This is a genomic window from Shewanella sp. CG12_big_fil_rev_8_21_14_0_65_47_15 (genome assembly GCF_002783505.1).
In the GTDB taxonomy this organism is placed as follows: Bacteria; Pseudomonadota; Gammaproteobacteria; order Enterobacterales; family Shewanellaceae; genus Shewanella.
On sequence record NZ_PFGL01000012.1, the window covers coordinates 86,877 to 98,779 of the forward strand.

10 protein-coding genes are annotated in these 11,903 nt (G+C 48.3%); 8 read left to right on the top strand and 2 right to left on the bottom strand.

All coding sequences use genetic code 11. The annotated features are described in order from the left end of the window. Positions 1 to 3 precede the first annotated feature (3 nt). The 5 genes from COW15_RS03400 (at position 4) to COW15_RS03420 (ending at position 7,091) form a co-directional block, all read left to right on the top strand. Complete coding sequence (locus tag COW15_RS03400; protein ID WP_293629976.1) at positions 4 to 939, top strand: MBL fold metallo-hydrolase; 936 nt, start codon at positions 4 to 6, stop codon at positions 937 to 939. A 134-nt stretch (positions 940 to 1,073) separates the two neighbouring features. Next, positions 1,074 to 1,799, top strand: coding sequence for a DsbA family protein (locus COW15_RS03405; RefSeq protein ID WP_293629978.1), 726 nt, complete (start codon positions 1,074 to 1,076; stop codon positions 1,797 to 1,799). Positions 1,800 to 1,814: 15 nt separating this feature from the next. Continuing rightward, the gene (locus tag COW15_RS03410) at positions 1,815 to 2,609 is read left to right on the top strand and encodes a transporter substrate-binding domain-containing protein (protein ID WP_293629980.1); all 795 of its coding nucleotides are present in this window, start codon (positions 1,815 to 1,817) and stop codon (positions 2,607 to 2,609) included. A gap of 253 nt (positions 2,610 to 2,862) precedes the next feature. Then, on the top strand, positions 2,863 to 3,975 hold the full coding sequence (locus COW15_RS03415; protein WP_293629982.1) for an efflux RND transporter periplasmic adaptor subunit: 1,113 nt from the start codon (positions 2,863 to 2,865) through the stop codon (positions 3,973 to 3,975). Beyond that, positions 3,975 to 7,091 (top strand): multidrug efflux RND transporter permease subunit, encoded by a 3,117-nt coding sequence (locus COW15_RS03420; RefSeq protein WP_293629983.1) that lies wholly within the window; start codon positions 3,975 to 3,977, stop codon positions 7,089 to 7,091. Before COW15_RS03415 ends, COW15_RS03420 begins: the two co-directional genes overlap by 1 nt. Before the next feature lie 108 nt (positions 7,092 to 7,199). On the opposite strand, the gene COW15_RS03425 is transcribed toward COW15_RS03420, so the two are convergent. Then, the gene (locus COW15_RS03425) at positions 7,200 to 8,360 is read right to left on the bottom strand and encodes a multidrug effflux MFS transporter (RefSeq protein WP_293629984.1); all 1,161 of its coding nucleotides are present in this window, start codon (positions 8,358 to 8,360) and stop codon (positions 7,200 to 7,202) included. Positions 8,361 to 8,505: 145 nt separating this feature from the next. Here COW15_RS03425 and COW15_RS03430 point away from each other — a divergent pair, with 145 nt between their 5' ends. After that, entirely contained in the window at positions 8,506 to 9,273 is a 768-nt protein-coding gene (locus COW15_RS03430; protein ID WP_293629986.1) for a helix-turn-helix transcriptional regulator, read from the top strand. A gap of 75 nt (positions 9,274 to 9,348) precedes the next feature. On the opposite strand, the gene COW15_RS03435 is transcribed toward COW15_RS03430, so the two are convergent. Beyond that, a complete protein-coding gene (locus COW15_RS03435) occupies positions 9,349 to 10,260 on the bottom strand; it encodes a DMT family transporter (RefSeq protein WP_293629988.1) in 912 nt (303 codons plus the stop codon). 192 nt (positions 10,261 to 10,452) lie between these two features. Here COW15_RS03435 and COW15_RS03440 point away from each other — a divergent pair, with 192 nt between their 5' ends. Both COW15_RS03440 and COW15_RS03445 read left to right on the top strand, forming a co-directional pair. Continuing rightward, complete coding sequence (locus COW15_RS03440) at positions 10,453 to 11,313, top strand: AraC family transcriptional regulator (protein ID WP_293629990.1); 861 nt, start codon at positions 10,453 to 10,455, stop codon at positions 11,311 to 11,313. A gap of 62 nt (positions 11,314 to 11,375) precedes the next feature. Continuing rightward, on the top strand, positions 11,376 to 11,849 hold the full coding sequence (locus COW15_RS03445; RefSeq protein ID WP_198780723.1) for an NYN domain-containing protein: 474 nt from the start codon (positions 11,376 to 11,378) through the stop codon (positions 11,847 to 11,849). Positions 11,850 to 11,903: the final 54 nt, after the last annotated feature.

Below are 11,903 nucleotides of genomic sequence, written 5' to 3' on the forward strand. Positions count from 1 at the left end.
CAAATGAACACATCGAGCTATGCAATACGTAACATACTGAAAGCCACCTTTAAGGCTTCGTCTAACATCAACCTAGCTGCCACTCTGCTGCTTGCGGGGCTTAGCGTGGGACTTGGCGCGGTCAATGCTGCGCCATTGCAAGTGAGTCATTTTAATCCCGGCGAAAACAGCATCTTTGCCGTGTCATCGAGCTTTATCAGCGGCGAACACGAAATGATGTTAGTCGATGCACAATTTCAAAATAACGATGCCCAAACCTTGGTTGATACCATCAAGGTCAGCGGTAAAAAGCTGACTCAGGTGTATATCAGTCATAGCGATCCTGACTTTTATTTCGGTTTAGCCGTGATTAAAAAGAATTTCCCCGATGCACAAATTGTCGCGACTCAAACCACAGTCGATGCGATTAAAGCCTCAATGGAAGGCAAGCTCGCCTACTGGGGGCCGATTTTAAAGGACAATGCGCCAAGGGAATTAGTGTTACCTAAGGCCGTTCACAGCGACACTTTCACTATCGACGGTGAGCAAGTGATTGTCGAAGGTTTTAATGACAAACGCCCTAAACACACTTTCCTGTGGGTACCCTCGGCAAAAACCATCACAGGTGGCGTAGAAGTATTTGATAACACGCATGTTTGGATGGCAGACACTCAAACTGCCGCAGAGCGTCAGGAATGGTTAGCCCATTTAGATGCGATGGAAAAACTGCTGCCGACCACAGTGATCCCAGGGCACTACTTAGGCGAAGCGCGATTTGATACCCGTGCCATCGGTTTTACCCGTGAATATGTAAAGGCCTTTGAAATCGCAGCAAAAGCATCGAAAGATTCGGCCGAATTAATCCAAAAGATGCTGGCGCTATACCCACAAATGCCAGCCGATGCCGGGCTTGAGATCAGCGCCAAAGTCATCATGGGCGAAATGAGCTGGCCGATGTAAGCCCTACACATTTTGTAGATATAGGCACGTCAGCAATTCCTTGTCTCTAACACTGTACCAACCTAACTATTTTAATCGATGATCTCAAAGGGCTTAACTCACTAATTTAGCGACTTAAGCCAAAAGGTTTAACTATGACTAATCCAACAACTCATTTTGATAAAACGACCAACAGCACTTCGGAAACCAAAGTGCGCACCCTGCACGCCATTATCGACCCTTTATGTGGTTGGTGTTATGCCGCAGCACCACTGCTCGACGCCGCAGCCAAAGCTGGTTTTACCATTCAGCTCCACGGCGGCGGTATGCTCACAGGTTCTAGACGCAAACAAATTGATGCTAACTGGCGCGACTATGTGATGCCCCACGATCTGCGCATTGCCGAGTTAACCGGACAGCCTTTTGGGGAAAGCTACTTCGATGGTCTGCTGCGCGATACCACTATCGTGCTCGACTCGGCGCCACCCATTAAAGCCATGCTCGCGGTCGATACTATGGGTGGCGACGCTTTAGCCTATCTACACTCAGTGCAACTCGCCCACTACCGCGATGGTCACTGCGCCAGTGATGAAGGCAATCTCGCAAGGTTAGCCGTTGAACTTGGGCTCGACCCTATAAGCTTTGCACAGCATTATGCCCAAGGAGATGACAAGCTGTATAAGCATATCCTTGGATCCAGAGCATTACTGAATCTGATTGGTGCCCAAGGCTTCCCCACGATGGCAATGGAGACAGAGGATGGCAAAATAACCGCCATTAATATCAACCGCTACTACGGCCAACCCGCGCAATGGGTAAGCTACCTTAAAACACAATTTACCGGGACAATGGCTATACTCAATCCAAATGCGACTCACTAAAATGCTGGGGTGTATATGGAGACAACCTTACCTCTGATAGCGAGCTTAATACTACTGCTATTAAGCTATATTCCTGACGCTTTTGCGGGCCGTGAACTTCACTTAGTCGCCACTAACTACCCTCCTTTTTATGCCGATGCCTTACCCGAACAAGGGGGCGTTGCCCAAGTTGTGAAGGAGGCCTTTAAGCGTCAAGGGTACGATGCCAGCCTCAAGTTTTATCCCTTCGCCCGCGCGGCGCTCTTAGTCAGGACAGGCCAAGCCGATGGTATAGTTGGACTCTGGTATCGTAAGGAACGCGAACAATGGGCGCAGTATTCTGCGCCAATCCAACCCGTACAAATCGTATTTTATAAGCGTAAAGACCATTCCCTCAGTTTTAGCCAACTGTCCGATCTCAAACCCTATACTATCGGCATTGGCCGCGGTTATGCCAATCCACCGGAGATCTTCGCTGCAGGGCTCACGACCGAAGAAGGTAATTCAGATGAAATGAATCTTAAAAAGTTATTTCTAAAACGTATCGATTTAGTCTTGATTGGCAATAACTTAGCTAGATACTTAATCAAAAAAGGCCCCGCTGAGTATGCCAATGTTTTCGAACCAGTAGGCCAACCCATAGCGACAGAGATCTTTCACTTAGGCGTATCCTTAGCCGTAGCAGATCATCAGCAATTAGTGGCCGATTTTAATCAAGGCCTTGAAAGCATGAAAAACGATGGCCGCTTATCCACTATCTTGAGTCAATATCCACAGATAGAACTGACACAGGCGCCCGCAGAGAAAACCCGCACTGAAGTGCATCCTTAATATCCCGCCGTAAATCATTGCGCCTAAATATGCTACACCGCAGGGTATATTCATCCTTCAGCTATTCTAAGCCGCGATTTAGAGGTCACTTAGCGCAAAATCCCCTGTGCTCCATCTAGCAAAAACACAATTTCTTTCACTTTCGAGTGCTTAACTTTACAAATTTTTACCCTATTGGCATAGGTTGTTCACTAGAATAGCGCCATTAGTAGTATCGCCCTCTTAACTGCCTTTGTGCGAGATAATCATTCCAATGAAAAAAACCATTATTGCCATTGCCTTAATAGCGGTGATAGCCACAGCCGTAAGCTTTAGTTATGCCATTCAAGCGGCTAAACCCGAAAATGCCCCACATCTGATGCGCACCGTTCCCGTGGTCACGGGGACTGTGGTCGAACATCCACTGACGCAATCTATCGCATTAATTGGCAAACTGGCGGCCGAGCGCGCCGTGGTGATCGCGCCACAGGTAACGGGTAAAATTAAACACATCGCAGTGACCTCCAACCAAGCGGTTAAAAAGGGTCAATTACTTATCGAACTCGATGATATGAAGGCCCAGGCTGCCGTTACCGAAGCCAATGCCTTCTTAAACGATGAAAGACGTAAACTCAAAGAATTTGAAAAGCTTATTAGCCGTAACGCCATCACCCAAACCGAGATTGACGCCCAAAAGGCCAGTGTCGATATCGCTCAGGCACGGTTAGCTTCTGCCCAGGCGGATTTACATTACCATTCACTCATTGCCCCTTTTGCAGGTAAGACAGGGCTAATCAATTTTAGTGAAGGTAAAATGGTCAGCATGGGTACAGAGCTGATGACCTTAGATGATTTGTCCAGTATGAGACTAGACCTGCAAGTCCCCGAACATTTTCTGTCACAGCTGAGTATCGGCATGCCAGTGTCCGCCAGCAGCCGCGCCTGGCCGGGGGAGCTTTTTAACGGTAAAGTGGTCGCAATCGATCCCCGCGTCAATGAAGAGACCTTAAACCTTAAGATCCGCGTTCAGTTTGATAATCCTAAAAACCGCTTAAAACCGGGGATGATGATGTCATCCACCATCACCTTTCCGCCAATTATTGCGCCGATTGTGCCAGTACAGGCCTTAGAATATTCAGGCACTAAACGCTATGTCTACGTGGTGGGTCCCGATCATATCGCCCAGCGTACCGAGGTGATCTTGGGCGCTCGCGTGGGTGATCAAGTACTTATCGATAGCGGTTTAAAGATTGGTGATAAAGTCGTCGTGCAGGGGCTAGTAAATATGCGCGACGGTTTGAAAATCAATGAAGTGTCCCTCGATACCCAGCAAACGGGCACGAATTCCAACGACGTTTCTGATCTGAAAGCAACGGAGACCAAATAATGTGGTTATCCGATGTTTCAGTTAAGCGCCCCGTCGTCGCGATCGTTTTAAGCTTATTGCTGTGCGTCTTTGGCTTAGTGTCTTTCACTAAACTCTCGGTGCGGGAAATGCCCGATGTCGAGAGCCCAGTGGTGACTGTAAGTACTAGCTATTCTGGCGCCTCGGCCGCCATTATGGAAAGCCAAATCACTAAGACCCTCGAAGATGAATTAACGGGGATCAGTGGTATCGATGAGATCACCTCAACGACTCGCAATGGTAGTTCACGGATCACAGTGAAATTCCTCCTCGGCTGGGACTTAACCGAAGGCGTGAGTGATGTGCGTGACGCCGTGGCCCGTGGTCAACGCCGTTTACCCGAAGATGCAAACGACCCCGTCGTTTCTAAGGATAATGGTTCGGGTGAGCCTTCTGTCTATGTTAATTTAAGCTCAACCGTGATGGACAGGACTCAACTCACAGATTACGCCCAGCGGGTATTAGAGGACAGATTTAGCCTTATCAGTGGCGTAAGTTCCATCAGCATCTCAGGTGGTCTGTACAAGGTCATGTACGTCAAACTTAGGCCCGAGCAGATGGCGGGACGCAATGTCACAGTCACGGATATCACCAATGCATTGCGTAAGGAAAACGTCGAAACCCCAGGCGGCCAAGTGCGTAACGACACCACTGTGATGTCGGTGCGCACTAAGAGACTCTATTACACCCCGAAAGATTTCGACTATTTAGTGGTACGTACCGCCAGCGATGGCACACCTATCTATTTAAAAGATGTGGCCGATGTGGCCGTCGGCGCCCAGAACGAAAACTCCACCTTTAAGAGTGACGGCATAGTTAACTTAAGTTTGGGGGTGATCACCCAATCCGATGCCAACCCTCTGGTGGTTGCACAGGAAGTGCATAAAGAAGTTGATCGTGTACAAGACTTCCTGCCCGAAGGCACTAACCTAGTGGTCGACTTCGATTCTACCGTCTTTATCGACCGCTCGATCAACGAGGTGTATAGCACGCTTTATGTGACGGGCGCCTTAGTGGTACTGGTGCTGTATATCTTTATCGGTCAAGCGCGGGCGACACTCATCCCTGCGGTAACCGTTCCGGTATCGTTAATCTCGGCATTTATTGCCGCCAATATGCTAGGTTATTCGATTAACCTACTGACATTAATGGCGTTAATCCTCTCCATTGGTCTAGTCGTCGACGATGCTATTGTGGTGGTCGAGAACATATTCCACCATATCGAAAAAGGGGAAGAACCTTTACTCGCCGCCTATAAAGGCACTCGCGAAGTCGGTTTTGCGGTAGTGGCCACCACGGCCGTATTAGTCATGGTATTCCTGCCGATTTCCTTTATGGAGGGTATGGTTGGCCTCTTGTTTACCGAGTTCTCCGTGATGCTAGCGGTATCGGTACTATTCTCGTCCTTAGTGGCACTGACACTCACCCCTGTACTGAGCAGCAAACTGCTGAAAGCTAACGTCAAACCGAATCGCTTTAACCGTTGGGTCGACTGCGGTTTTGCCCGCATGGAAAGCGTCTATCGCGTCGCCGTGACTCGGGCGATTAAACTCCGTTTACTCGCGCCCTTAGTTATCCTTGCCTGCGTGGGCGGTAGTGTATGGTTAATGCAACAAGTACCATCACAACTTGCTCCGCAGGAGGACCGCGGCGTGCTCTACGCCTTTATTAAAGGTGCCGAAGGCACGAGTTACAATCGTATGACGGCCAATATGGACATAGTCGAAGACCGACTGATGCCATTGCTGGGTCAAGGTGTGCTGCGCTCCTTCAGCGTGCAAGCCCCAGCTTTTGGTGGTCGCGCTGGCGATCAAACGGGCTTTGTAATCATGCAATTAGAGGACTGGGAAAATAGAAATGTCACGGCGCAGCAGGCCCTTGGCATGATCAGTTCGGCCTTAAAAGATATCCCCGATGTGATGGTTCGCCCTATGATGCCGGGCTTTAGGGGGCAATCGAGCGAACCAGTACAATTTGTGCTTGGCGGCTCGGACTATACCGAACTGTTTAAATGGGCACAGGTATTAAAAGAAGAAGCCAATGCCAGCCCACTGATGGAAGGTGCGGACTTAGACTATGCCGAAACAACCCCAGAGCTTATCGTCTCCGTCGATAAAGAGCGTGCGGCAGAACTGGGCATCAGTGTCGATGAAGTCTCGCAAACCTTAGAGGTGATGCTGGGCGGGCGTAAGGAAACCACCTATGTGGATCGCGGCGAAGAGTACGATGTGTATTTACGGGGTGACGAAAACAGCTTTAACAACGTCGGTGACTTAAGCCAGATCTACATGCGTTCCGCCAAGGGGGAGTTAGTGACGCTTGATACCGTTACCCATATTGAAGAAGTCGCCTCGGCACAAAAACTCAGCCATACCAATAAGCAAAAATCCATCACCCTCAAAGCGAACCTCAGTGAGGGCTATACCTTAGGTGAAGCACTTAAGTTCCTGGATAATAAAGCCATTGAACTATTACCTAAGGATATTTCCATTGGTTACACCGGCGAATCTAAAGACTTTAAAGAAAACCAAAGCAGCATTTTAATAGTATTCGGCTTAGCACTGCTGGTCGCCTACCTAGTATTAGCAGCTCAATTTGAGAGTTTTATCAACCCTCTGGTGGTGATGTTCACTGTGCCTATGGGGGTATTTGGCGGCTTCCTCGGCTTGCTTGTCACTAGCCAAGGGATCAACATCTACAGCCAAATAGGCATGATCATGTTGATTGGCATGGTGACCAAAAACGGTATCTTGATTGTCGAGTTTGCCAACCAACTGCGTGACCGCGGTTTTGAACTCGATAAGGCGATTATCGATGCCTCGACTCGCCGCTTACGCCCAATTTTGATGACGGCCTTCACCACCTTAGTCGGGGCGATTCCACTGATTTTCTCGACGGGCGCAGGCTCAGAAAGTCGTATCGCTGTGGGTACTGTGGTGTTCTTCGGTATGGCATTCGCCACCTTTGTGACCCTGTTCGTGATCCCCGCCATGTACCGTTTAATTTCGGCCGCCACCCATTCACCGGGTTACGTTGAAGCGAAACTCGAAGCGGCCATTAAAGCCCAGGAGTTAGCGGCACAAGAGGCCGCCAAATAGCAGGAACAAACGGCAAAAGCCTAATTTATCGCAGTGATGGAAAACGGCGTGAAATAATGCTTTTACTTAAATCATAAAAGCTAAGGGATTATCCCTTGGCTTTTTCATTTATGTTTGAGAAGAGTTCCCCCTCCGCACTGTGCAACTGAGTCCTATACATAACAGTGCCGCGAAGGTGATGACGACCCCGAGATGGTTAATTATGCCCGCGCCGCCCAAACCTAGTCCCAACAGAATGTAATAAAACAACCCAAAGAGCGCACCAGCAGAGCCCGCATAAGCGCGATAGTTTGCCAGTGCCGAACTCAGGATATTGGGGATAGCAATACCGTAAGCAATCACAATCAATAACATAGGCGCCAAAAAGTAGATGGGGTTCCATCCCGTCCAACCGACTTGCACCCAAGAGATGCCCGCCCCACCCATGAGTGCAATAAGGCTCGCGAGCCGAACCAAGCTAGCACTGGAATTCCCTTGGCCCAACAGCACTTTATTGAGATAGCTCCCCAGAAAAGCCCCAAATCCTAACAATAAGCCACTGGCACCAAAGGCCAAAGTCGATAGCCCCTGCGCCTCAAACATAAAGGGCGCGAGCGAGAAGTAGCTAAACCACATCAAATTAAACATGGCCACCAGCAAGGTGCTTTTTAAAATATGCCCATCTGTGAGCATCTTTATCGCCAATTCGATAAGTGCAATTTTTTGCGAGAAAGCGGGTTTCGTTTCGGGTAAGGCATTAACCGATAACCACAGCAACAGCATTGCCGATAGCATTAAGGCGATAAAGACCCCGGGATAACCCCAATAGGCACTGAGAACACTGCCCAATAGCAATCCGATAACAGGGCTAATTCCAAGTGACATGCCCATTATCGAAAAGACTTTAGCTAACTCGTCGCCACTGTAACTGTCACGCATCATAGTTTGAGTGATGACTGACCCCACAGCCGCCCCAAAGGACGATACTACGCGTGCCAGTAACAACAGGCTAAAATCGCTCACCATCAAGGCTAACGCTGAGCCAATGGCATAACATACTAATCCCGCGAGCATAGCTTTGCGGCGACCAATAATGTCGGCTAAGCGGCCCCAGCAAAATACGCCGATAGCAAAGGCAATAAAGTACACAGATAAGGTTTGCGATGCGCCAGCAATCGACACTGCAAAGTGTTCTGCAATATTAGGCAACGCTGGGCTATAGATAGTTTCCATAATTTGCGGAAACATCATTAACAGCACAGCGAGCCCTAAAGGGGGTTTTATATTCATGATTTTTAGTCCATTTCAGCACTCCAACAAATGAGTTGGTTTACCGAAATGTCACTCCATACTTGTCAAAGATGGCGCAGTATAGATAAAATCCAAATGTGACAATTAACAACACTTAGACAAAAAACATCAAAAATAGGACAAGATGGCCTTTATTCAACCCGAACAGCTATTTAATCCAGATCTGCTGGATAATCTGGTTATTGGCATTGCCGCCGATATGGGCGAACACGATTCGGGAATACATCACCACAGAAAGGCACAACTGCTTTATGCTCCAACAGGATGCATGACATTCACCCTAACCCAGACTCAAGTGGTATTACCGCCGACGCGAGCCGCTTGGCTACCAGCTGGCGTTAAGCACAGCGTCACCATGCGTAATGTCGTCGCCTATCGCTCACTCTACTTTGAGCCAGAAACCGTCAGCTCATTGCCCGATAAAGTCACTATTTTCCATGTCAATCCGCTACTCAAAGCCTTAATCGACACTATGTCGTTTTGGCCTTGGGACAAACCAAGAAGCACTCAACACAATGCCTTTTTGCTGCTCTGCGAAGAATTGGGCAATGCCACGGAAGAAAATCTGGCTTTACCCCTCCCACAGGATAAACGTTTAACAACCTGGCTAGCGCAACTGCAGCAAGATCAAAAACCGCCAGCCAACCTTAAGGATATGGCAGTAGAAATCGGAGCCAGTGAACGCACAATTAGTCGCATTTTTAGCGCACAAACGGGAATGGCTTATCAAGCCTGGCGCCAGCAATGGCGTTTACTCTCGGCCATTGAACAATTAGCAACGGGAACCTCGGTGGCGCAGGTGGGCTTTAATTTACAATTTTCCAGCGACAGTGCCTTTATCAGCTTTTTTAAGCAATATACCGGCACTACTCCGGCACAATATTTCAAATAAGTACTGGCTCGACTGACTTACAATCATCGAATCGAGCCTTGCCTCATATGCACTTTCATGACGCTAGCTGCGACGTTAAGCTTTCACCGCTGGCGTGGCAGAAGACTTAAACCAAGCAAGCGGTTTTTGGCGGCGCGTTAACATGTTTCCGAGCGCGACCAGCAAGAGTCCCACGCTTGAATACCAAGTCCACTGATAATCCTCAAACACACTCGATACACTTAACGCCACCACAGGGGTAATCACCAACAGATACGCAGCGGCATTAGCGCCAATTCGCTCAACCAAGATCAAATAAGCGGTAAAGCCAACCACAGAGGCGATAACGGCTAAGTAGAACAAGCTGCCAAGATAGCGGGTTGTCAGCGGTAAACTAAAGCTTAAATCTTTAAACCAGATGATGAGCAGTAACGCCGCACTGCCATAGCACATGGCATACGCTGTTGAGGTAAAGGGCGACACATTATCGCGCGAGTTGCGCATACTGATCATGTTACCAATCGAGAAAAACCAAGTACCTAACAGCGAAAACAGTAAGCCCCACACTAAGGTTGGTGACCACTGAGTCGCGAGCAAATCGGCGCCAAAGAGCAAGAGAATGCCACCCAGACCGACACTGACTCCTAACCAAAAGTTGCGGCTGGTGGGCGTGCCGTAAAAAATGCGACCATGTATCGCATTAAAAATGGGTGCAGTGGCCATAATTACCGCCGTTAAACCGCTGGCGATATAATGGGTTGCGGAATAAAACGCGATAAAATTTAAACAAAATAGACACACGCCTTGCAGTAACAACCAAGGATGCTGCCTAAGTTTTACCGCTTGCAGCTTGTTAAAGGCAAAGCCGATGGCGAACATCAAGAGACTCGCAATCGCAAAACGATAAAAAATCGAGACTTCGGTCGCCACCTCACCGTGCTGCCACTTAATGGCAATCCACGAAAAACCCCACACAAAAATCATCAGCAAATACATCACAGCAGCCATAATGAGCCCCCTACACCTTCATAAAATGCTTAATGAGGCGAACTATACAAGGATGGCTTTCGTCCTTATGCCACTATCTTGTTGGTCATAACACGATATTGCGGTTTTAATCGCGAGCGAGCGTTGAGCCACACCCATAAGTGCGATAATTTGGACAGACAAAACCCTTAGCCAGTGAGATCACAAGGCCCCATGGAGCCCAAATACGTCAGTTTTGATAAATCCGCTAAAACCTGTATTCGCAAGCAAGCGATTACGGAGGAGTTATCTTGGGCCCATTATCAAAATGCGGGCGAGCGTTTGTATTACCAAAACGATGCACAACACACGCTGAGCATGTATCTGGATGGCGGCTACGAAACCCACAGAACCGATATCAAGGCCGACTATGGCGCGCCCAGCAAGTTTTGCCTTATGCCCCAAGGCTGCCAAAGCCATTGGCAACTGGGACAACCGCAGCAATTTATGCATCTGTATTTTAGCGATGAACATCTGAAGAAATTGGCCGTGCGAGTCTTCGATAAAGATCCACGCCAAGTGCGTTTACCCGAGTTAACCTTTGTCGATAACCCGACGTTAGAAGCACTATTTCGGCATCAAGTTGCCGGGCTCAATTGGCAGACCAGTGATAACCATCTAATGATGGAACAGGTCACCGACACTGTGCTGGTGACGTTACTGCAAAGCTCAGGCTTTAATTTGTCCGTGGGGCCAATTAAGGGCGGGTTAGCACCTAAAGTGGCCAAAGCGATCAAAGAGTTTATTTATTGCCATTCACATCGGCAGATTTACTTGTCTGAGCTGGCCGAGATTGCCCAGCTTAGTGAGTACCATTTTTGCCGCATGTTTAAATGCCAATTTGCGATGACACCGCAGGAGTATTTGCTGCAAGTGCGCATCGAAAAGGTCAAACAAAGCTTGAATCATTCAACGCAATCCTTGACCGATATCGCCCTTAATAATGGTTTTGCCAACCAAAGCCATATGGGGCGTTACTTTAAAAAACTCAGCGGCATGTCACCGGGCGAATATCAGAAATATCATAGAGGCTAACCCGCATTAGAGTCCCGTCGCCTGCTATAGTGGCACTCTTTATCTAGCCGTTGAGAAATGTCTTGAAAAAAATCGCTTTATTTGTCGATGTACAAAACATCTATTACACCTGCCGCGAGGCCTATGGTCGCCAATTTAATTACCGTAAATTATGGCAACACTTAGGTTATGAGGGAGACATAGTGTTAGCTGTGGCCTATGCCATCCACAGGGGTGACGATGGGCAGTTAAAATTCCAGGACGCGTTAAAGCACATAGGCTTTGAAGTGAAGTTAAAACCTTTTATTCAGCGCAGCGATGGCTCGGCCAAGGGCGACTGGGATGTGGGGATCACTATCGATATTATGGAAGCGGCGAGTGAAGTGGATACTGTGATCTTGTTGTCTGGTGATGGCGATTTCGATTTATTGCTACAAAAAATCCATCAAAAATATGGCGTTGAAACCCAAGTCTATGGCGTCCCTACCCTGACAGCGAAATCCTTAAGGGATGCAGCGTCTCAATTTCATCCCATCGATGAGGCGTTACTGCTTTAAGTGAACGCAGTAAGTGCATAGCCAGCAGATGACTTAACACTTATAAAGCAAAAA

Bases quoted from the DNA above. Each gene is read 5' to 3' on its own strand.
- COW15_RS03400 (WP_293629976.1), top strand. From the start codon at position 4: ATGAACACATCGAGCTATGCAATACGTAACATACTGAAAGCCACCTTT.
- COW15_RS03405 (WP_293629978.1), top strand. From the start codon at position 1,074: ATGACTAATCCAACAACTCATTTTGATAAAACGACCAACAGCACTTCG.
- COW15_RS03410 (WP_293629980.1), top strand. From the start codon at position 1,815: ATGGAGACAACCTTACCTCTGATAGCGAGCTTAATACTACTGCTATTA.
- COW15_RS03415 (WP_293629982.1), top strand. From the start codon at position 2,863: ATGAAAAAAACCATTATTGCCATTGCCTTAATAGCGGTGATAGCCACA.
- COW15_RS03420 (WP_293629983.1), top strand. From the start codon at position 3,975: ATGTGGTTATCCGATGTTTCAGTTAAGCGCCCCGTCGTCGCGATCGTT.
- COW15_RS03425 (WP_293629984.1), bottom strand. From the start codon at position 8,360: ATGAATATAAAACCCCCTTTAGGGCTCGCTGTGCTGTTAATGATGTTT.
- COW15_RS03430 (WP_293629986.1), top strand. From the start codon at position 8,506: ATGGCCTTTATTCAACCCGAACAGCTATTTAATCCAGATCTGCTGGAT.
- COW15_RS03435 (WP_293629988.1), bottom strand. From the start codon at position 10,260: ATGGCTGCTGTGATGTATTTGCTGATGATTTTTGTGTGGGGTTTTTCG.
- COW15_RS03440 (WP_293629990.1), top strand. From the start codon at position 10,453: ATGGAGCCCAAATACGTCAGTTTTGATAAATCCGCTAAAACCTGTATT.